Source organism: Pseudomonas sp. G3-39, assembly GCF_054790485.1.
The window spans coordinates 5,819,713-5,841,964 of record NZ_CP186497.1 but is presented as its reverse complement, the minus strand read 5'-3'; the positions used below and the strand labels follow the sequence as shown (position 1 = coordinate 5,841,964).

Annotated in this window: 17 protein-coding genes; all 17 read left to right on the top strand. The window is 58.5% G+C overall.

What is annotated here, in order from left to right:
• The first annotated feature begins 99 nt into the window (after window positions 1–99).
• Window positions 100–240, top strand: a complete 141-nt coding sequence (locus tag ACOYXG_RS26445) for a hypothetical protein (RefSeq protein WP_003229566.1) — start codon at window positions 100–102, stop codon at window positions 238–240.
• 18 nt (window positions 241–258) lie between these two features.
• Window positions 259–1,452, top strand: coding sequence for a type VI secretion system-associated FHA domain protein TagH (gene tagH, locus ACOYXG_RS26440; protein WP_115988609.1), 1,194 nt, complete (start codon window positions 259–261; stop codon window positions 1,450–1,452).
• A gap of 5 nt (window positions 1,453–1,457) precedes the next feature.
• A complete protein-coding gene (tssJ, locus tag ACOYXG_RS26435; protein ID WP_007962325.1) occupies window positions 1,458–1,958 on the top strand; it encodes a type VI secretion system lipoprotein TssJ in 501 nt (166 codons plus the stop codon).
• Window positions 1,959–1,960: 2 nt separating this feature from the next.
• Window positions 1,961–3,292 (top strand): type VI secretion system baseplate subunit TssK, encoded by a 1,332-nt coding sequence (gene tssK / locus ACOYXG_RS26430; RefSeq protein ID WP_007962327.1) that lies wholly within the window; start codon window positions 1,961–1,963, stop codon window positions 3,290–3,292.
• A gap of 5 nt (window positions 3,293–3,297) precedes the next feature.
• Window positions 3,298–4,173 (top strand): type IVB secretion system protein IcmH/DotU, encoded by an 876-nt coding sequence (gene icmH / locus ACOYXG_RS26425; protein WP_095668000.1) that lies wholly within the window; start codon window positions 3,298–3,300, stop codon window positions 4,171–4,173.
• 13 nt (window positions 4,174–4,186) lie between these two features.
• Complete coding sequence (tssM, locus tag ACOYXG_RS26420; protein ID WP_460354892.1) at window positions 4,187–7,726, top strand: type VI secretion system membrane subunit TssM; 3,540 nt, start codon at window positions 4,187–4,189, stop codon at window positions 7,724–7,726.
• Window positions 7,726–8,454 (top strand): PP2C family protein-serine/threonine phosphatase, encoded by a 729-nt coding sequence (locus ACOYXG_RS26415; protein WP_003229555.1) that lies wholly within the window; start codon window positions 7,726–7,728, stop codon window positions 8,452–8,454. Before tssM ends, ACOYXG_RS26415 begins: the two co-directional genes overlap by 1 nt.
• Entirely contained in the window at window positions 8,451–9,452 is a 1,002-nt protein-coding gene (locus ACOYXG_RS26410; protein WP_096795405.1) for a serine/threonine-protein kinase, read from the top strand. The genes ACOYXG_RS26415 and ACOYXG_RS26410 overlap by 4 nt, the downstream gene beginning before the upstream one ends.
• Before the next feature lie 28 nt (window positions 9,453–9,480).
• Window positions 9,481–11,517 carry a type VI secretion system Vgr family protein gene (locus ACOYXG_RS26405; protein WP_460354888.1) on the top strand — a complete coding sequence of 679 codons (2,037 nt, stop codon included), beginning with the start codon at window positions 9,481–9,483 and terminating at the stop codon, window positions 11,515–11,517.
• Window positions 11,518–11,522: 5 nt separating this feature from the next.
• A complete protein-coding gene (locus tag ACOYXG_RS26400) occupies window positions 11,523–12,542 on the top strand; it encodes a tetratricopeptide repeat protein (RefSeq protein WP_460354886.1) in 1,020 nt (339 codons plus the stop codon).
• Between the two features lie 16 nt (window positions 12,543–12,558).
• On the top strand, window positions 12,559–15,264 hold the full coding sequence (locus ACOYXG_RS26395) for a glycoside hydrolase family 24 protein (RefSeq protein ID WP_460354883.1): 2,706 nt from the start codon (window positions 12,559–12,561) through the stop codon (window positions 15,262–15,264).
• A 4-nt stretch (window positions 15,265–15,268) separates the two neighbouring features.
• Window positions 15,269–15,832: a hypothetical protein gene (locus ACOYXG_RS26390; RefSeq protein WP_256584950.1), complete on the top strand. Its 564-nt coding sequence runs from the start codon at window positions 15,269–15,271 to the stop codon at window positions 15,830–15,832.
• Window positions 15,833–15,979: 147 nt separating this feature from the next.
• A complete protein-coding gene (locus ACOYXG_RS26385; RefSeq protein ID WP_310650495.1) occupies window positions 15,980–16,423 on the top strand; it encodes an XAC2610-related protein in 444 nt (147 codons plus the stop codon).
• A 20-nt stretch (window positions 16,424–16,443) separates the two neighbouring features.
• A complete protein-coding gene (locus ACOYXG_RS26380) occupies window positions 16,444–17,805 on the top strand; it encodes a lysozyme inhibitor LprI family protein (protein ID WP_103368536.1) in 1,362 nt (453 codons plus the stop codon).
• Between the two features lie 67 nt (window positions 17,806–17,872).
• Complete coding sequence (locus ACOYXG_RS26375; protein ID WP_460354878.1) at window positions 17,873–19,267, top strand: TIGR01777 family oxidoreductase; 1,395 nt, start codon at window positions 17,873–17,875, stop codon at window positions 19,265–19,267.
• 9 nt (window positions 19,268–19,276) lie between these two features.
• Complete coding sequence (locus ACOYXG_RS26370) at window positions 19,277–21,727, top strand: alpha/beta hydrolase (RefSeq protein WP_460354876.1); 2,451 nt, start codon at window positions 19,277–19,279, stop codon at window positions 21,725–21,727.
• Window positions 21,728–21,795: 68 nt separating this feature from the next.
• Window positions 21,796–22,251: a hypothetical protein gene (locus ACOYXG_RS26365; RefSeq protein WP_460358554.1), complete on the top strand. Its 456-nt coding sequence runs from the start codon at window positions 21,796–21,798 to the stop codon at window positions 22,249–22,251.
• Window position 22,252 lies beyond the last annotated feature (1 nt).

The window sequence follows — 22,252 nt, the reverse complement described above, 5'->3', positions numbered from 1 at the left end:
GCCCCGATGTAGAGCCTTCGAGACCACCCGAAGAATTAATTTCAGCGCCGCCCGCAAGGGTCGGCGCTTTGTGCTTTGTCTACCCCTGGAGACCCTCTGATGTCTGTTCGTCACTGGCACGCTGTCCTGCTGACCCTCGTCGTTCTATGCGGCCTTGGCGGCTGTAGCGGCAATTACAAATTCAACGACAACGACTATCGCCCGTTGGGTGATCCGCAAGCGGTCAATCGCGGCAAGTGACCGCAAGGAGCATCAAACATGGAACTGGTTTTCGAAATGCTGAACACCAAGCAGTTCGTGCCCACCGAGTTGTGCCAGAAGACCTTCAAACAGGCCGGCGGCGTGATCGGGCGGGGCGAGGACTGCGACTGGATCATTCCTGACCGCAAGCGGCATCTGTCCAATCACCACGCGATTGTCAGCTACCGCGAAGGCATGTTTTTCCTCACCGACACCAGCAGCAACGGCGTCCAGGACGGCGGCAGCGGCGCACGCCTGCACAAGGGCGAACCGGTGCGCATCGAGCACGGCAGCACCTACGTGCTCGGTGACTTCGAGATTCGTGCGCGGCTGGTGCGTGACCCGGCGACCTTCGACGGTGAAGTCGGCCGTCCGCGTGCCGCCGGCAGCATCATTCCGGACGACGCCTTCCTCGACCTCGATCCGTTGAACGCGATCGAACAGCAAGAGCGCGTCTATTCGGAAATCGACGAACTGTTGGCCCCGACCGCCAAGCCCGAGGACTCCCGTCAGCGCGCCGACTACGCGCGCATCGACATGGAAAGCCTGATGGTGCCCGAGCTGATCGCCCCGGTTGAGCCCGAGCCTGCTCCGGCCCCGAAGGTCGTCGAGCGGCAGAGCGAGGGTTTCTGGGAGCATTTCGGCGCAGCGCTGGGCGTGGATGTCAAAGGCCTCGATCACGACGCCCGCGAAGCCCTGGCGCTGAACGCCGCGCGTCTGCTACGGCAGAGCATCGGCGGTTTGCAGCAGAGCCTGCGCACCCGTTCGGAGTTGAAAAACGAACTGCGTCTGGCCCAGACCACCGTGCAAGGCACCAACAAGAACCCGCTGAAATTCGCCGTCGATCCGAGCGAAGCGCTGGAGATTCTGTTGCAGCCGCACAAGCCAGGGCACCTGCCGGCCGAGCAGGCGATCTCCCGTGCATTCCGCGATCTGCAAGCGCATCAGGTGGCCTTGCTCACCGCCAGCCGCGCCGCCGTGCGCGGCACGCTGGAGCACTTCTCGCCAGAGCAGTTGACCCTGCGTTTCGAGCGCGACAACAAGCCGTTGATCGCCACCTCGGGCGGACGCTGGAGAGCGTTCGGCCGTTACCACCAGGCACTGCGTCAGGACGATGACTGGAGCGAGCGTCTGCTGGCCCGCGATTTCGCCCAGGCCTACGAAGAACAGATCCGCCTGATCTCCACCCTCCACACCGACCACCAAGGATGATGCGCATGTCTCGCCGCTCGACCGCTTTTTTCAAGACGCTGACTGCGCTCACCGTGCTGGTGCTGCTCGCCGGTTGCTCGTCGCTGTCGCCGTACTCGAAAGTGACCAAGATCAATCTGAAGCTGACCGGCAGCGATCAGCTCAACCCGGACCTCAACGGCCGTCCTTCGCCGATCGTCGTGCGCCTGTTCGAACTCAAGCACCCGGTGACTTTCGAGAACGCTGATTTCTTCAGCCTCTACGAGCGCGCCAAGGAATCGCTCAACCCGGATCTGGTGGCCAGCGAAGAACTCGAACTGCGCCCGGGTGAAACCGTGGAAATGAAACTCAGCGTGGAGGAGGGCAGCCGCTACGTCGGCGTTCTCGCCGCCTACCGCGATCTGCCGGAAACCAAGTGGCGCTACACCGTTCAGGTCACCCCGCTGGAGCTGACCGAGGCCGATCTGACCCTCGATCAGGCCGGTATCCGCAACACCCATGAAGCGCTCGCCAAGGCGGATGACTGAACATGAATACCCATAAAGTCATTTGGCAGGAAGGCATGTTGCTGCGGCCGCAGCACTTCCAGCACAACGATCGCTATTACGATCACCAGATGAAAACCCGCACCCAGTTGCTGGGTGGCTACACCTGGGGTTTCCTCAATCTGGAGATCGACCTGCAGTTCCTCAACATGGGCAAACTGGTGATCAGTGCCGCCTCGGGGATCCTGCCGGACGGCAGCCTGTTCGAACTCGGCGGCAACACCGAGCCGCTGGCGCTGGACGTGCCGCCGAACACCGGTAACACGCCGATTTACCTGGCGCTGCCGTTGGTCACCGGTAACCACATCGAGGCACGCCGTCCGGAGCAGTCCGATGTGCTCGCGCGGTACACCGCGTACGACGCCGAAGTGGCCGACTCCAACGCCGGTGACGATTCCGCCAGCCAGGTCAGCTGTGGTCGCCCGGATTTCAAACTGTTGCTCGGCGAGCAGCAGAGCGATCAGGCCTACGTAAAGCTGAAGATCTGCGACGTGCTCGACACCACGCCGGACGGCGTGATCAGCCTCGACCCGGATTTCGTGCCGACCTACATCCAGGCCCACGCGTCCAGCTATCTGCTGTCGTGCCTGAAAGAAGTCATCAGCATGCTCAACCACCGGGGCGACACGATTGCCGAGCGGATCCGCTCCAACGGCAAGGTCGGCGGCGCGGAAGTCGGTGACTTCATGATGCTGCAACTGATCAACCGTACCGAACTGCTGCTGCGCCACTACCTCGGTCTGGAGCAGGTGCATCCGGAAGAGTTGTATCGCACGCTGCTGACCATGCTTGGCGATCTGGCGACCTTCTCCAGCGACAGCAAGCGCCCGCGTCTGGACAGCCGTTATTCCCACGCCGACCAGGGCGCGAGCTTCCGCAAACTGATGGAAGCGATTCGTCAGGTGCTGTCGATGGTGCTCGAACAGCACGCCATCGAACTGATCCTGCAAGCGCGTCAGTACGGCATCATTGTGTCGCCGTTGCACGACCACAAACTGCTCGGCTCGGCATCGTTCGTGCTGGCGGCAAGTGCCAATTGCGACTCCGAAGAACTGCGCCACCGCTTGCCGGCGCACCTCAAGGTCGGCCCGGTGGAGCGCATCCGCCAACTGGTCAACCTGCACCTGCCGGGGATCAAGGTCAAACCGTTGCCGGTGGCCCCGCGGCAGATCGCGTTCCACTCGAACAAAACCTACTTCATCCTCGAACTCAGTTCCGAAGACCTGGCGCAACTCGAGCGCTCCGGCGGCTTCGCGTTCCACGTGTCCGGCGAATTCGCCGAGCTTGAACTGAAATTCTGGGCCATCAGGAACTGACCGACATGATCAAGGAAACGGATTACAACCAGGACGACAAAACCGTCCTGCTCGATCGTCAGGGCCACGGACCGGCAGCCAGTCCGCTGACCGACTTCGCCGCGCCGCCGCGCTTCGAGCAACTGGAAGAACGGATGATCTACGCCGCGCGCCTGCGCCCGGCGGAGGCCTTCAACATCAGCCTCAATTCGCTGGTGGCGGCGTCGTCCGAACTGCTCTCGGAAGTGGTGCGCCTCAAGCACAGCGAAACCCGCGAAGACCTCTACGCGCTCAACGAGCGCCTGACCGCCGGGCTCAAGCTGTTTGAAGTGCGCGCGTTGCACAACGGCGCCGAAAGCAGCCAGGTGATGGCCGCGCGTTACGTGCTCTGCACCGTGGTCGACGAAGCTGTGGTGACTACGCCGTGGGGCAACGAAAGCGAGTGGTCGCAGATGAGCCTGCTCAGCAGCTTCCACAACGAGACCTTCGGTGGCGAGAAGTTCTTCCAGCTGCTCGATCGCCTGTCGAAGAACCCGGTCAAACACCTGCCGATGCTCGAGCTGATGTACCTGTGCCTGTCCCTTGGTTTCGAGGGCAAGTACCGCGTGCAGGCCCGTGGCATGCTTGAGCTTGAAGGCATCCGCGACGCCCTGTACCGGCAGATCCGTCAGTTGCGTGGCGACGTGCCGCGCGAGTTGTCGCCGCACTGGGAAGGCCTCAACGACCAGCGCCGCAACCTGGTGCGCATCGTGCCGGCGTGGATGGTGGTGCTGTTCACGTTGGTCTGCCTGGTGGTGATGTATTCGGGCTTCGCCTGGGTCCTGGGCGAGCAGCGCGACACCGTTCTGCAACCCTATCAGCCGATCGATCCGGCCGCGGTGCAACCGCAGTCGCAGCCGTAAACAGGGACGTGTGATGAAAAAGTTTTTCAAGAAAGTCGGCGCCTTCCTGCGCCAGACCTGGGTCTGGACCCTGCTGCTGGTGCTGTTCGTGGCACTGCTGGTGTGGTTCGTCGGCCCATTGTTGGCGGTGGATGACTACAAGTTCTGGGAAAGCGCGACCTCGCGTCTGCTGACCATCGCCGTGTTGTTCCTGATCTGGGGCCTGACCATGGTCTTCGTCAGCTGGCGCGCGGGCATCCGCAAGAAAGCCGTCGAAGAAACCGAAGATGGCCAGGATCGCATCCGTCGTGACGAGCTGATCGAAGAAGAGCAGAAAGAGTTGAAGGCGCGCTTCAAGGACGCGCTGAAAACCCTGAAGACTTCGAGCCTGTATCGCGGCCGCAGCGAACGCTGGCGCAACGACTTGCCGTGGTACCTGCTGATCGGTCCGCAGGCCTCCGGCAAGACCAGCCTGCTGGACTTCTCCGGGCTGGAATTCCCGATCAACAAGATCGACCGCAAGCTGACCCGTGACACCCTCGGCACCCGGCATTGCGACTGGTACTTCGCCGATCACGGTGTGCTGATCGACACCGCCGGGCGCTACACCACCCAGCCGGACGCGGAAGTCGACGGCAATGCCTGGACCACCTTGCTCGAACTGCTGCGCAAGCGTCGTCGCGGGCGTCCGTTGAACGGTGTGCTGGTAACCATTCCGGTGGAATCGCTGATCGGTGGCAGCGAGCAGGACATCGACACCCTGGCGCGCCAGGTGCGCGGTCGTCTGCAAGACGTCTATCAGAAACTGCACGTCGACGTGCCGGTGTATCTGGTACTGAGCAAGGCGGACAAGCTGCTCGGTTTTGACGAGTTCTTCGATCAACTGACCCGCGAAGAAAGTGATCAGGTGCTGGGTACCAGTTTCCGCAAGGATCAGGTTGGTACCGACGTCGCGGTACTGCGCGGCGAATTCGAAGAGCTGCTGCGGCGCCTGAACAATCAGGTGATCATGCGCATGCACTCCGAGCGCGATACCCAGCGCCGTGGCCGCATCCTCGACTTCCCGCATCAACTGGGGCAGATCGGCGAGCGCCTGTGCCTGTTCGTCGACATGGCGCTCACGGGCAACCGGTATCAGCGCGCGTCGCTGCTGCGCGGTTTCTACCTGACCAGCGCTCCGCACCTGACGCAGGAAATGGACGCAACCACCGCCGGCATCGGCGCCAACCTCGGCATGAATGCCGGTGTGCTGCCAACCCTGCGCAGTGGCCGTTCGCGCTTCATCCATCATCTGTTCAGTCGGGTGATTTTCCCCGAGTCGGATCTGGCCGGCCTCGACAAGCGTGAGCGCAGCCGCATCCATTGGGGTCAGCGTGCGTTGTACGTTGGCGCACTGGCGGCATTGACGCTGTTCGGCATGCTCTGGGCCGGTGGTTTCTCGGCCAACTATGAGCGTCTGGAAAACCTTCGCACGCTGGCGCAGAACTGGACCCAGCAGCGTTCGGCGCTGACCCCGCGTGATGATGCGATGGGCGTGCTGAAAACCCTCGATACCAGCTACGCCGCGACTCAGGTGTTCCCGAAGAAAGGCGACGTCTCGTACCACGAGCGTGGCGGCCTGTATCAGGGCGAAGACGTCAATCCGGTGGTCAAGCAAGCCTACGAGCACGAGCTCGAAGCGCAATTGCTGCCACGGGTCGCGACGATGCTCGAAGGGCAGATTCGCGCCAATATGAAGGACCGCGACAAGCTGCTCAACAGCCTGCGTGCGTACCTGATGCTGAACATGAAAGACCGTCGTGACGCCGTGTGGCTCAAGGACTGGGTCGCCACTGACTGGTCGCAGCGCTACACCGGCAACACCGCGGTGCAGAATGGTCTGAACACCCACCTTGAGCGCCTGCTGAAGCAGCCGTTCATCTACCCGCTGAACGATCAACTGGTGACTCAGGCACGTCAGGTGCTGCGCGCCGAATCGCTGGCCACCGTGGTGTACCGCATGCTCCGCGAGCAAGCGCGCAACCTGCCGGAATACCGTTTCAGCCAACACCTCGGCCCGCAGGGTTCGCTGTTCATCGGCACCGAATACGTGATCCCGGGGTTCTACACCCAACAGGGTTATCAGCAGTATTTCTCGGTGCAGGGTTCGGCGCTGGTCACCGACATCCTGCGTGACAACTGGGTGCTGGGCGAAGGTGCGGGCATCAGCGACATGGACTTGCGTCGCCTGATGGTCGAGCTGGAGCAGCTGTATTTCCGCGACTACGCCAACTACTGGAGCGAGGCCGTTGGCCAGGTGGCCTTGCCGCCGATCAGCGACGCCGGTGAAGGCGCCGAGCAACTGGCGGGCCTGACTTCGGCCAACTCGCCGGTGCTGGCATTGCTCACGGAAGTGCGCGAGAACACGCGCTTCCCGGCTGCTGCCGATCCGGTGGACGAAGCCGGTGATGCCGCCGATGCACTGGCAGGGCAGAAGGGCAAACTGGGCAAGGTCGGCAAACTGGCGTCTGCCGTGGCGGACAAGGCTTCGGCGATGGCCGTGGCGAAAAGCCTGCCGGACACCGCGAAGAAGTCGCTGCAACGCCGCTTCGAGCCGCTGCACCGTTTGCTCGATGACAACAACGGCCCGGCCGCAGACCTGACCCCGGCCATCAGCGCGCTCAACGACCTGCAACTGCAACTGTCCGGTCTGGCCCGCTCCAGCACGCCGGAACAAGCCGCGTTCGAAATGGCGAAAACCCGCATGAGCGGCCAGCGTGATGCGCTGACCAACCTGCGTGCAGCCTCGGGTCGCCTGCCGCGTCCGCTGAGCGTGTGGTTCAATGTGCTGGCCGAAGACTCGTGGCGCCTGGTGCTCAACGATGCTTACCAATACCTGAACGGCCGTTATCAGAACGAGCTGTACAGCGTGTATGGCAAAACCATCAGCAAGCGTTATCCGTTCAGCGCCAGCAGCACCAGCGACGTTGCGATCAGCGACTTCCGCGAGTTCTTCCGCGCTCAAGGCACCGTCGATCGCTTCTTCGACAGCTACATGCGTCCGTTCGTCAGCGGTGATCCGGGCAACTACCGGATGCGCAGCGTCGACGGTCACAGCCTGCCGGTGTCGAAGATGTACCTCGACCAGATGGCAGCAGCCCTGACCATTCGCCAGAGCTTCTTCTCGATCAACCCGGCCGAGCCGACCGTGCAGTTCAAACTGGAGCCGTACACCCTCGATCCGGCGGTGAGCCGTTCCGAGTTCAAGTTCGGCGACAAGACCATGGAGTACCGCCACGGTCCGATCCTGCCAATGACGTTCAAGTGGCCGACCGACGCTGAAGACGGTCGCACCAGCCTGGTGATGGACAAGATGGCCGGGCGTCCGATCGGTATCGAGAAGAACTCCGGCCCATGGTCGCTGTTCCGTCTTTTCGACCTGATGCAGACCGAGTACCTGACCGGTCGCGACGTGCTGGTGCTGAAAGCCGACGTGGGTGGCCTGCGTGCCAACTACCTGCTGACCAGCCAGCGCACGCCGAACCCGTTCGACATGGGCGTGCTGCGTACCTTCCGTATGCCGGTGCAGCTCTGATGCTGGTGGCCAGTCCCTGGCGCAGCGCGGCGCGTACCGACCCGGGCAAGGTGCGGGCGCGCAACGAAGATGCCTTCCTCGACAATCCGCAGCAGGGGCTGTGGGTGGTCGCGGACGGCATGGGCGGTCATCAGGGTGGCGACATCGCCAGCCAGTTGATCGTCGCCAGCCTGGCTGAACTGCCGCAACACGAGGACTTCGACGAACGCCTCAAAGCCATCCGCCAGTGCCTGCACTGGCTGAACCGGCGCTTGGGGCAAGAGTTGACGGTCACCGCCGGACGCCACGACAGCATCATGGGCAGCACCGTTGTGGCGCTGCTGGTGGAAGGCAACCGCGCGGCCTGCATCTGGGCCGGCGACAGCCGTTGTTACATGTGGCGCGGGCAGCGGCTGTATCAGCTGTCCAAGGATCATTCGCTGCAGCAGCAACTGATCGACGAGCAACAGATGAGCGTCGAACAGGCGGCAGCACACCCGGCGGCTCAAGCCTTGACCCGAGCCGTCGGCGCCGCCGAACAGCTGACCCTGGATGTCCTCGAACTCGAGGTCTATCCGGGCGATGCGTTTTTGCTGTGCAGCGATGGTTTGTATCAGGGCCTGAGCAGCGATGCCCTCGGCAACGCCCTCAGCCTCAGCGCGCCGCATGTGGCGCTGGAACGTCTGTTCGACGGCGCCCTGCGTGGCGCCGCCCGGGATAACCTGACTGCCGTGGTGATCCGCCAATGACTGAAATCGAATCCTCAGTCGATGACTTGCTGATGAGCGAAGAGCAGGCCAGCAACCTGACCTACTTCGCCTTCGCCAAGGCAAACAACGCCGAGCCGTTGCTGGCGCCGACCAAGGCCAGCATCGGTGCACTGCCGGACGTACTCGCCGGCCGCTACCACCTCGAGCGTCTGCTCGGGGCGGGCGGCATGGGCGCGGTCTATCGGGCACGGGATCTGCTGCACGAGCAGTTCGGCGATCCCGACCCTTACATTGCGCTGAAAATCCTCAGCGAAGAATTTGCCGAATCGCCGGACGCCAGTGCCTTGCTTTACAGCGAGTTCGCCCTGACCCGACGCCTGCGCCACGACAACGTCGTGCGTGCGCACACTTTTGAAGTCGATACCGACTGCCAGCGGGCCTTCATCACCATGGAATACATGCGTGGCCTGACCCTGGACAAATTGCTCTGCGAGCGGCCTCTCGGCCTGCCGTGGAAAGAAACGCGCGACATCGCGTTGCCGCTGCTCGACACGCTGGCCTACGCCCACCGTCGCGGCGTGCTGCACGGTGACATGAAACCGAGCAATGTCATGCTCAGCGAAGACGGCCTGCGCCTGTTCGACTTCGGTCTCGGCCAGGCAGACGAGGGCGTGTTGCCCGGCCTGCCGCACCTGAGCCGCGAGCGCTTCAACGCCTGGACCCCGGGCTACGCCGCCCCCGAACTGCTTGAGGGCCAACCGTTGTCGGCCAGCGCGGACGTGTACGGCGTGGCTTGCGTGATCTATGAACTGGCGAGCGGCAAACACCCGTTCCGCCGCTTGCCCTCGACCCAGGCCCGCGACGAGCACCTGGAGCGCGAGCTGCGAGCCCCGGCGAACTTACCGAAACACGGCTGGCCAGCGCTGCGAACCGCGCTGAGCTTCAATGCGGCAGAACGCACCATCACTGCCCAACAATTGCGTGACGCCTTGGGCGCCACTTCGTCCTGGCTGCAACGGTTGCGACTTCGGGCGTAACGGACGACATTCGAACAGGGAGCGCTTTATGTTCAACCCAGCTAACGAAACCCACTTCAGCCTCAAGGTCGAAGACTACGTGGGCGACCTGCAAGTGCTGTCGTTCACCGGCACCGAAGGCATCAGCCAGCCGTTTCGCTTCGACCTCGAACTGGTCAGCGAAAACCCCGATCTGGATCTGGAAAAACTCCTGCACAAGCAGGCGTTCCTCGCATTCGATCCACAAGGGTCAGGCATTCACGGGCAGATCTACCGCGTCGCCCAGGGTGATGCCGGCAAGCGCCTGACCCGCTACAAGGTCTCGCTGGTGCCGCAACTGCAATACCTGCATCACCGCACCAACCAGCGCATTTACCAGCAGATGTCGGCGCCGAAAATCATCGCGCTGATCCTCGACGAACACGGGATCAAGGGCAACGCCTACAGCTTCCAGCTGAGCCAGCCGTGCCCGGATCGCGACTACTGCGTGCAGTACGACGAAACCGATCTGCACTTCGTCCAGCGCCTGTGCGAGGAGGAGGGTATTCACTACCACTTCCAGCACAGCGACAAGGGCCACCTGCTGGTGTTCGGCGACGACCAGACCGTGTTCCCCGACCTCGGCCAGCCGACCGCCTACATACAGGGCAGCGGCATGGTCGCTGAAGAGCCGGTGATCAAAGGCTTCAAACTGCGCCTGGAAACCCGCACCAGCCGCACCACGCGCCGCGACTACGACTTCGAAAAACCACGTCTGCAAATGGAAGCGGCGTACAAACCGGATGGCGAGAGCACTGAACCGGATCTGGAAGACTACGACTACCCGGGCCGCTTCATCGACCGTGCGCGCGGCAAGTTCCTCAGCCAGCGCGCCCTCGAACGCCATCGCGCCGACTACCGCCAGGCCGAAGGTCGTGGCGACCAGACCAAACTGGTCAGCGGCCACTTCATGGCCATGTCCGACCACCCGCGCAGCGAGTGGAACGACCTGTGGCTGCTCACCGAAATCTTCCACGAAGGCAAACAGCCGCAAGTCCTCGAAGAAGGCGTGACCAGCGACACCACCGACAACAAGGACGACTTCCACCAGGGCTACCGCAACACCTTCCTCGCCACCCCGTGGGACGTGTTCTACCGCCCGGCCCTCGAACACCCGAAACCGCGCGTGCTCGGCAGCCAGACCGCCATGGTCACCGGCCCCAAAGGCGAAGAAATCCACTGCGACCAATACGGCCGCATCAAAGTGCAATTCCACTGGGACCGCGAAGGCCTGGCCGACGACAAAACCAGCTGCTGGCTGCGCGTCTCCAGCTCCTGGGCCGGCGACCGCTACGGCGCCATCAGCATCCCGCGCATCGGCATGGAAGTCCTCGTCACCTTCCTCGAAGGCGACCCCGACCAACCCCTCGTCACCGGCTGCCTGTACCACAAGGAAAACCCGGTGCCGTACGCCCTGCCGGCAAACAAAACCCGCAGCGTCTTCAAAACCCTCAGCTCCCCGGGCGGCGGCGGTTATAACGAACTGCGCATCGAAGACAAGAAAGGCGCGGAGCAGATCTACATCCACGCCCAGCGCGACTGGGACGAGAACATCGAGCACGACCAGAAGATTCGTGTCGGCAACGAACGTCACGACACCGTGGTGAAGAACACTTACACCGAGCTCAAGGCTGAAGAACACCGCACGACGATTTCCGACCGCAAGGTTGAAGCGAAGCTGGATGATCACCTCACGGTTGGGCAGAACCAGCATGTGAAGCTGGGGACTGCGCAGCTCACCAGCGTGGGGAAAGAGATTCACCTCAAGGCTGGGGACAAGATTGTTATTGAGGCGGGGACGGAGCTGACCATTCTTGGTGGTGGGAGCTTTATCAAGCTTGATGGCGGTGGTGTGACGGTGGTTGGGCCGGTGGTGAAGATTAATGCGGGTGGGTCGCCGGGGAGTGGGACTGGCATCGGGATTAAGCCGCCGGTGCTGCCGGGGGCGGCGGATAAGGATAAGGCGGGGAGTTTAATGGATCAGGCGTTGGGGAATGCGGTGCCTGAGAAGGTTAAGCCGAAGGCTTTTTTTGTGTTTTCTGAGTGATCGACATGAATGGTTTTTTGAAGAAGAGCAATGGCGTCGCGATGGCGGTTTCCACCGCGTCGCTGTTGAGCCTGTTTCATGGCAGCGCTTATGCGGATGAATGCCCGTCGGAAGATTTTTCCCAGTTTCTTCCGGCATTCTCAACCAATGCTGAAACCCAGCAGCGTTTGACTGCGATGACGATCAAGTCGCTGGTTTTGAAACCCGAAGGAGAGGGGGGGACTCTTCAGCCGCAAACGACAGAGATCAGCAGTTCCACATTGGCGTTTCCGCTGATGGCACCTTTAGCCACAGACAAGACAGACGGGGTTGAAGTCGAAACAATCGACGACAGTCACGTCAACGTTGTGGACAAGCGAGCTGGTAACAGCAACATCAAGATTTTCAATTTTTCTCGTCAGGCATGCTGGGTACTCGAGGGCGTCGAGAACTGGTCGATCAATGATAAAGACCTTGTTGAAGCGACCACGCCGACCCTGAGTACCGCCGAGAACTTTTGCTATCAGCGTGCGCGAAGTTACGGGCGCCTTGGTGGCCTGGACAAATACTCCCTGACGGGAGAACTCTTTGAAGCAGCATTGGAAAACTACCTGTGTGCAGCAGCTTCCGGCGATCCTCAGGCAAGTCTCAGTGCTGCCAGTCTGAGTCTTTCTGGAATGGCATCTCAATTGGAAACAGAGAAAGTCGAAGCCCTGTTCAAGGCCGCCGCTACTACTCTGGCAAGCGGAGCTTCTGCATTGTCCACTTTCTATTGTTATGGCAATGACACCGACCCCGAGGGTCCTTGTCAGCATCCTGAAGAAGCAGAAAGGGAATTGATTCGCGCCGCATCGATGGGCTCTTCCGATGCTCAAAATAAACTGGGTGATACGTTCGAGACCGGAAGATTGGTAACCAAGGATGCCTCCAGAGCACTGGATTGCTATCGCTTGGCCGCCAGTAAAGGAAATGCCATCGCCCTGAGTAATTTAACCAGATTGAAATCGCAAACCGCTGACGCCACAGAAATCAGCCATTGCTATTGATTTGCAGGATGCAGAAATGACAGAACCATTAGATTTAACGGGTAATTACGAAAACCGTGGCTACGTGTACAAGATGGGTGGCGATGGCATAAAAACAAATGCGGCCGGTAATAAGTTGATCGACTGCTCGCACATGGTTAATTTGTTGCTGACCGGGGCTGGCTACAAAATCCCGTATCAAGATACGCGAGTAATGGTTGATTCCTCGTACTACACGACCGTTGTTCCGCCAGACGTCAAGAAAGGTGATATCGCTCTTTGGATTAATGAAGATCCGCTGGGTGGTGGGGACAAGTTATTTCATACCGGCATTGTTGTTGACGTTAATCCCACCGGTACCGCAGGAAAGTTCTTCGGCGCGCAGACGAGGAAAGGGCCATCATTTACTTATTTTGGCACTAAAGATCCGGCCTTCTACTGGCCTATTCCTACAAAGTTTCTCAGGGCTAAAGAAGAGTTTCGAACAGGTGAAGCTTCGTCCCCCGCACCAGTTCCTGCACCAAAACAGAATAGCCCTGCACCAATAATGACTTTTCAGTTTCCAATTCGAAAGGCGGATGGGAGTCAATATGAGAGCTCGGACGAAATCTATTCGGTGCTTGAAAAAGAAGTATCAGGAAACTATTTGCTGGGTGGGCATAGTTTTTGGCATGGTGGCATCCATGTAAGTGAGCTGAGTGCGCCACAATGCACCGACGTCCAACCTGTTCGGTGTATTGCTGACGGCGTTGTAGTTGCCTATCGTTTGAATGAAGACTACGTAAAATCAGTATTTGAGCAAGATGGCGCAAGTACCGAATTGCGTTATTCAAGTTCGTTTTGCTTGGTGAGGCATGATTATAAGTTTCCTGGTAGGCCTGTTGAAAAAGGTGGTGTGATTTCAGAAGATGTAATGACTTTTTTCAGTCTTTATATGCATCTGCTGCCTTTTGCGCAATACCCATCAGAGTCTAAAACTGAGAGGTTGAGACCTGTATATTGGCAGGGTAAGGTTCGAGCTACAGTCACCGCGAAAGGCCTGCAATTGCGTAATCCGCCAGAGTCACAAGTTAACGGTGCAAAAGCAGGTAGCCCAATAAGTTCAGAAATGGTTTTGTGTACTTCTAGTGTTATCGAGTTTGACAGTGAAAAAGTTCTGAATTTAGATGTGAGAGGTAAGCTGCTGAAAATGGCTGAGTGCACTTTTGTACCTAGTAGCTCAGGCGCTCCTACTGGATTGAAAAAAGGTGGATCTGTTCCATCTACATTTTGGGCTTGTGTGGAGAATGATAAGTCAAATCATCTTGTTGATTGGGCGCCAGTTATACCTGTTAATTATGATCGCGTGGTTCTTACTAATATTGCAATCAAAGCTGGCGACCCGATTGGTTACCTGGGTTTGAATGAGGTGTTGGCGGGGCCAAGTGGCGGGAAAATAAGTAAGCGTCAGGTCCATCTTGAAGTCTTCAGTAGTGATGATATCGCTAGCCTTATAAAAAATCCGAAAGGGTTAACAGGCGGTAATCAGCATCTCGTTCTTGAAAGTGGCACCGTACTATATGAAAAAACTGACGCGGATGGAAAAATCTCTTTTTCTCCAAAGCAGCCACCTCTTGGGGAAAAAATAATTGTAGCTTTGAGTAAGGTGAAAGTTACAAAAGATTCAAGCGGAAAAGAATGGTTTGGGCTTTCAGTAAAGGGGGAGACTACTTCGCTTGAAGGTTTCTTGCAAAAAGAGAGTGCCACGGTAATCAGTCAACATGATTGGGAAAGGCTAGGATTCAGCATTGTCAAAGAGAATAACGAAAGTGCTGATGGTTTTCTCGATGTTGATGCGATGCCGGATTTCTTTAAGAAGATTTACTCGGAAATCGACAGCAAGGGTGTGGCGGACGGTAATGTTACTGTTGAAGAGTTGCAGTCGGCGCTCCGAGACGCAGAACTACGGAGTCGCTGGACCAAACTTATTGCCTATCATCCTACGGAGTGGCAGGCAAAATCATCTGAACCGAAGTGGGCACGCTTAAAAAAAATCCTTTTAGAATCCCCAACTGTACTAAAACTCGAACAAGAAAGAATAGATAAGCTCGTTTTTTGGGACGAAATGGCAGGGGCAATGCAAATTGCTTTGCCGAAATCCATTTATCACTTTCACCCAATAGCATTTATCGATAACTTGAAGAAAATTCATGTTATGACCATTGAGGAGGCGCGGATTCGGGCTTTCCTGAGAATGCTCAAGATTGGTGAAGGAACGATCGGGCTCGAAGGTTATGAGCATCTGTTTGGCGGAGAATCCTTTATTAAGGATTATGGAAAAACGTTTGCAGATCATCCTCGTCTTCTTATGGAAAAGACGGTTAAGAAAACCGGTCAAGTTATCTCTTCTACTGCTGCCGGCGCCTATCAGGTCATGAGATATGTTTGGGATGACCCAGGTATCATTAAGCTGCGGGAAGAGCACGGTATTACAGATTTTACACCTGCAATGCAAGACAGATACTGCGTTGTTATTCTGAAATATCGTCGAGATGCACTTCCAGAGATCATGAGAGGGGATATAAAGGCAGCTATTAAAAAATGTAATAAAGAGTGGGCGAGTCTTCCAGGGTCTCCTTATGGTCAGCCTACCGTGAAGCTGGAGGATGTCGTTGCAGAGTATAATAATATGGTAAGTCAAGAGTTGGCTGGTGAAAGTGATCTGCCGATGAAGGTCGGCTTTATTGCAGACTTGATGGAGTAATGTGGTGAATTTCAATAAAAAATATCTTGTTGGTGTCGCAGCATTTTTTTGTGCCTCGGCAATGGCTGCTTCTGCTCAAAATTCCAGCTTGCCTGAAAAAATAGATATCTTGGAATGTGATGGATCGAAGGTGGAGCTTGTATCTATTTGTCAAAATGACACCGTCGCAAAGTCGGAGGATCACAGTGGCCTCCCAGTATGTACAGATCAGATAATCAAGATAAATGGACAAGAGAACCGTCGGAAGGTTGATAAAATATCACAGGTGACCAGCAGCGGATCGAATGTGAAGATACTTTCTAATGTGGTCGTTTCGATGGCTTGTGTTAAAGGGAGCAAGGGAAGCTTAATTTCCATCGGCGGTTACGGCGGCTGTGGTGCGTGCCCTGAGTGGCATGGTTATTATTCGTTGGATGGAAAGTTGGTGAATTACGTTTATAGTAATTCGTTTCGCTCTTTTGGATCGTTAGGGTCGCGTGACGATTTAATTAATAAGTATGGTGTTAGTAAGAAAGATTTGGTGGATGAAAGTTCTTTTGCAAAAAAAATAACCTACCCCGGCCTTTGAAGCTTTGGGGGAGTCAGGGGAGGACTACTGAAAGGTGTCTCTCCCTGTGGTGACGTATATTAGGTGTGCAGATGAAAACTATGAATTGAATTTAGCATCGGTGGGTGCAAGTGGAATTATTGCGAGTTTATGCAATTGAAAAATATCATGCTATTGCTGATTTTCCTGATGTGGACGATCCCGGCGTTAGCCGAAACCACCACGTTCAGTCCAACCAAAGGCGTCGACGCGACGCTGGTTCTCGAAGGCTCCAAGCTGAACATCGCGGTTAAAAGCGAAACGCACAGCGAGTCGCGAACAATCGATTTTGAAGCCGAAAACGAACTCCACATACAGTTCGACGATTTCAATTTCGACGACGCCCAGGATTTCGCGGTCTGGCAACTCGATGACGGCATGGGCACTTACCACTACTACCTGGTGTTCATTTACCAAGTCAAAACTGGCACCTTCGAAGAGTTGCAGCCGGACTGCGGCGATGGCTTCGTTAACTTGCGCGTCGACAAAAAACGCGAAGCGTTGCTCAGCACCTACTGGGAAATGAACATACCCAAGCAATGCATCACCCGAATCACCAAACGCAAAGCCTGAATGACTCAAGGATGAACACAGTGAAACGTTTTGTTTTTACCCTGCTGGCCACTCTGCTGCTGCCGGTTTCAGCAGTCTACGCGCAGGATGACTGCAGTCATGTCACCTCAAGCCTGGAAATGGTGCCCTGCTCGGAGGCGGCGAAGAAGGCTGCCGATGCGCAGTTGAACGTTAGCTACAAGCAGTTGATGGCGCGACTTGAATCTGACTATCGAGCAGATCCGGCGTTGGGTGCAGAGTACGCGGCGAAGGTCAAAGAGTCGCAACGTGCGTGGCTGAAATTACGCGATGCGAACTGCCCTTTGGAAGCATTCGAGATCGAGACGGGGATGCCTGCGCATGTGTTCGCTGTTAACTCGTGCATCGCCAGAATGAGCCGCGAGCGCTCGGCGTATCTGGACAAGATTGTGCCGGCACAGTCGGCGCAGTTATCCGAAAAAGTCAGCGCCAGTAATGCTTGCCCATCCGAGGATTTCTTACCCTTCCTGGCGGTGTTTTCTGCCGATATCGAAGCACAGCGCCGGCTCACCGCGTTTACCGTCAAGTCGATGGTGTTAAAGCCAAAAGCCGAGCCGGGACGTTTCGAGCCTGTGACCACGGGCGAGAAGGGCGCCGGATTGGCCTATCCGTTGATGGCATCTATTGAATCTCGCAAAACGCCGGGTGTTGTGATTTGGGAATACGACGACAGCCACTCAACTGTTGTGGATCGACGCGCCGGCTGGAGCAACGTCAAAGTCTTCAATTTTTCCCGTCAGGCGTGCTGGGTGCTTGAAGGCGTTGAAGACTGGTCTATTCGCGAGAAAGACCTGCTCGCGGCGAGTACGCCGACTATGAGCAAGGAAGAAAGTCTCTGTTTCCAGCGTGCCGAGGCGTTCGAAGCATTGGGTGCACCGGAAGACCAGCCTCGCACCGTTGAGTTGTATGAGGCCACGCTGGAAAACTTGTTATGTGCAGCACACTCCGGAGACCCACTTGCCAGTTATAAAGCCGCTATTTTGAGCCTCTCGGGCATGGCGCCGCAGGTGCCAACGGATACTTTGGAGTCACTATTCAAAGCAGCGGCCACGACTTTGCCGAACGGTGCGATGGGACTTTCCGAGTTTTACTGCGATGTCAACGAACTAACATCCGACGGTCCCTGCAAAAATCCTGCGCTTGCAGAGCAAGCACTGATGGGCGCCGTAAAAATGGGCAATGCCAACGCGATCAGCAAGTTGGGATCTACCTTCGCTAGCGGCGAATGGGGTACCAAAGATCCATCTCGAGCCATGGCCTGTTACCAAATGGCCCTCGCGAAGGGTAGTGATGGCGCCCGTTTCGGTTTGGAACACTTGAAGAAAAACTCCTCCACACCAATCCAACCCAGCTACTGCTACTGACAACCCCCGAAACCCCACGCATTTCCTTTAAACTCCCCACCCCCAAGGAATGCGCTCAGGACACGGAATGCCAGCCCCCTCGATCTCCCTTCGCCCCGCGTTAGTACTCTGGCTATACGCCGCCTCAATCGTGCACATTCTCGCCGGCCTCACCCTGACCTGGGCCGAGCATTCCGGATTACTTGACGGCTATCTGCACACCCTGGAACTCGCATTCTGGGGCGCCGATGCGGTACCTGCGGCCGGCCACGAACAACAAGTCTGGTGGCTCGCGCTTTTCGGCGCGACGCTGCAAAGCTATTCGCTGTACATGCTCGCTCTGGTGCACTTGGGCAATCGCTTGAAAGCCCCGGCAGTCTGGGGTTGGTTGATCGCGGGCATCCTGTTATGGGCGCCGCAGGACATGTGGCTGTCTGCGCAAAAGCAGGTCTGGTCGCACCTGTGGCTCGACAGTTTTGCGTTGCTGGTGTTGTTGCCGCCGCTGGTGTGGCTGTATCGCCATGACCGCCGGAAGTCTCCCGCAGTAAAGACAACGAGCCTGTCCAACCCGTTTGCCGGCGGCGCTTTCAAACGCGTACTGATCACCGGCGGCACAGGGTTTATAGGTGAAGCTTTAGTCCACCAGTTACTCGACGCCGGTCATTCAATTAGCGTTCTAACGCGTGATCCGTTGAGCGCCGCCACCTTGTTCAACGGCCGCGTCCGCTGTATGCATTCGCTCGGCGAACTCAGCCACGACGAAACCTTCGACGTAGTGATCAATCTCGCTGGCGCGCCCGTCGCCGGCCCACGCTGGAGTTCCAAGCGTCAGGCGCAACTGCTCGCCAGCCGAGTCGGCACCACCGAAGCGTTGATGACTTGGTTGAAGAACACCGAGCACAAACCAGCACTGTGGATTCAGGCCTCGGCCATCGGTTTCTACGGCGTGCGCGATGCCAGCGAAAGCCTCGATGAACAGGCCAGCAAGGGCGACGGTTTCATGGCCGAACTCTGCGCGCGTTGGGAAGCCGCCGCGCAACCGGCCGCTGAGTTTGGCGTGCGTCAGGTGGTGCTGCGTCTTGGCGTGGTCTTCGGCCCGGGCGGCGCGTTGACGCCGTTGCTGCTGCCGTTCCGCTTGGGCTTCGGCGGGCGCATGGGCGATGGTCGGCAGATCATGAGTTGGGTGCATCGCGATGATGTGCTTCAGGTGATCGCAATGGCTTTCGATGACGACAGTCTGCGCGGTACCTACAACATGGTGGCGCCGGAAACGGTCAGTCAGGCAGCGTTCGCCGAGCAGGCCGGCAAGGTCCTCAAGCGTCCGGTGTGGTTCCATATTCCCGCCGCGCCAGTGCGTGCGCTGGCAGGGGAGATGGCGCAGTTGTTCTTCGATGGTCAGCGCGTGGTGCCGCAGCGTTTGACCGAGGCTGGCTACACATTCCGTTATCCAACCCTCGACGCTGCTCTGCGCGATCTGACCTGAGGATCGTCCATGAGCAAGCCCTTGATGTATCTGCTGGCCGGCAACGGCAGCGCCGCCGATTGGTGGAGTGACGCGCTGCCGCACTTTCAGCGTTACGACGTGGTGCCGCTGGAGCTGCCGGGCTTCGGCGCCAACCTGCAGCCGCCCTGCGAGGATCTGGCGGACTACGCGCAGACCTTGCTGGCGATGACACAGCAGGGCAGCGCGATCATGGCGGTCGGGGTCAATGCGTTGCTGGTGTTGCATGCGTTGCAACGTCGGCCGGGGCACTTCTCCCGCAGCGTTTTGTTGGCGCCAGTCGGTGCGTTTCTATGGCAGCGGCGGTTGCCGGCGCTGATGTCGCCGCTGCCGATTCGCAAGACCATTCACTGGCTGCTGTCGAACAAACCCGCGCTGTTCGCGCGCAAGTTCTCCAACCAGACCTGGACCCCCGCGCAATACCAGCGCATGGGCGCCGGTTATGCGCGCTGCCGTGCGTTCGTTCCGCATTGGGATCTGATTCGTGCCGACACTGCGCTGCCGCTGCTGGAGTGGATCACCGATCCGGTCGAGCTGGTCTGGGGCGATCAGGACGCTGTGCTCGGCATCGAGCAAGCGGCGGCGTGGTCGGCGATTCTCGCTCGCGCTGATCTGACTATCAGCCTCAAACCCGGTTGGGGCCATTACCCGTGGATCGACTCGCCTGCGCAGTTCGCGCAGTGGCTGGAGTCGGGCGAGCGCGGGTTTGTCGCGCACACCAAGGGCGGGCGTTTGCGCTTGGCTGAACTGGCCCGGCAAGCGGTGCCGGCGGCGCTGACCCTCAACGATTGCAATGATCCGCGTCTGCCAGCATTTCTCGCTGCCCAACCCGACGTGACCTGGGCGGTGCGCTCCTCCAGTTATGGCGAGGATCAGGCCGATTCGGCAAATGCCGGTTTGAGCACAACCTATCTGCGCGAGCCGACCGCCAATGTGTCGAAACGCATCGCCGAACTGACGGCCGAAGGCGTCGAGGAAGTGGTGGTGCAGCGCTTCATCACGCCGGTAGTTTCCGGGATCGCGTTCGTGCGCCATCTCTCGGTAGAGCTGGAGTGGGTTGAAGGCCATCTCGAAACGCTGGCCGACGGTCACGTCAGCCCCTCACAAGCAACGCTTTCGCGGCTTGGTGATGCCTGGCGCAGCGGCACGTTCACGCCGTCCCACGGCTTGACCGAAGACCTGCTGTGGTGCTTTCTGCAAGACGTGTTGCGCGTGTTCCACTACGTGCCCGGCGACGTCGAATGGGCCTGGGACGGCTCGCAACTGTGGCTGCTGCAATACCGGCCGATCAGCGATTATGGCTGGCGCCGGCACCTGACCGCCGCCAACATCGCCGAGATCCTGCCGCCGCAACCGAGCGTGCTGGTCGAGTACGCCCAGCGCCGCGCGGCAGCGAGTATCCCGGCGATCATGGCGCGCTGGGATGCGCGAGTGTTGCAGGACAACGAGCCATTCACTGCTGTGTTCGGCGGTGCTTCCTACATCAACAATGATCTGTTTCTTGCCCGGTTGGCCGACTGGGGCATCAGCGCCGCTAACTACGCCGGTGAAGTTGGCGGAGCGACGCCGCATCTGCCGTGGCAACCGCTGAAGATGCTGCGTTCTTTGCCGCTGTTTTTACGTATGCAACGCAAGGCTCGCGGCCATTTGCTGAATCTTGAAAACGGCTTGCAGCGCTTCGATCGGGAACTGGCCGAACTCGTCGCCCAAGCTGCCGATGGTCAGCAATTGGCGGACTGGTTCACACGGTTTTACGTGTTCGTCGTGCAAGGCAATCTGTGCATTGCCACGGCGCTGGCGAGCAGTGGCGGCGACTGGCTGGGCCGCCCGCCGACCGCTTACGACAACCTGGAAAACAGTCCTCATCGACTGCCATGGGAAACCGATCCGGCCACGCCTCGACCTGCGTCGAGCGAGCTGCCGCTACAGCCATTCCCGCAATGGCCCGGACTGATCCGCCTCGCGCACTCGACCGGCCTGCCGGGCCTGCGCGGTTATTACTTGCAAGTGCGCGAGTGGTATCGCGACAACCTGATGCGCATCTTCTTCCGGCTTCATCACGCCATGCCACTGGCGGACCGCGAACATTGGTTTGCACCGCACCCCAATGTGCGCACCCGCGATGGCAGCTTTTGGCAGGACGGTCGCGAAGGTGCGGAGCAGGCCACCGGGTTCATGATTTATCCGGGACAAGTGCAAGGCATTCTCGGCGAGGACATCTTGCTCGAAGACACCCTAGACCCTGGCCGTCATGCGCACTATCAAGCAGCACGAGCGGTGATTGCGCGTATGGGCGGGCGGTTGTCCCATGGCTCGACGTTGTTGCGGGAATTGCGCAAGCCGTCGGCGGTAATGCCGCAGGTGGACCCTGCGTGGGTGGGGTGTGAGGTGTTGTATCGAGATGGTGAGTTGCAATTGATCAATTCGAAGGATAGGAAGTGAAAACACTATTGTTGCGTATGAACTGGCTGTCACTGGTAGCGGGCAGTCTCTTGGCAATTTCAACCGCCATGGCATTCGCTGCCGACCCAACTTTCAAGGATTACACCGTCACACCAGTTTTCACCGGCCCCAACCATAAGCTGGTGCCGCAAGAAAACAGCAGCCCAATGATGGACCAAGCGCGGGCACAAGCCCTGCAAGGCAAGGTCAACTTCGCCGGCCATTACATCCTGCACAGACTCGGTTGTGGCGGAAGTGCCATTTGCGGTGAGGTGCTGGACGCCCAGGCCGGTGAGGTGGTTGGCGGTCTGCCGAATGCTTACGACGGCGGCACGTTCGGCATGGTTTACCAGCCCGACAGCCGCTTGATCATCGTCTCCGGCATCACGCTCGACGGCGAAGAAGATGCGCAGGGAAATGCGTTGGAAAGTGGTAACCGGGACCGTTACTACGAATTTGTGAACAATGAATTTCGGCTGCTGAGCATGACCGACGTGGAATCGTCGCCGATGGATGAGGAGTGAG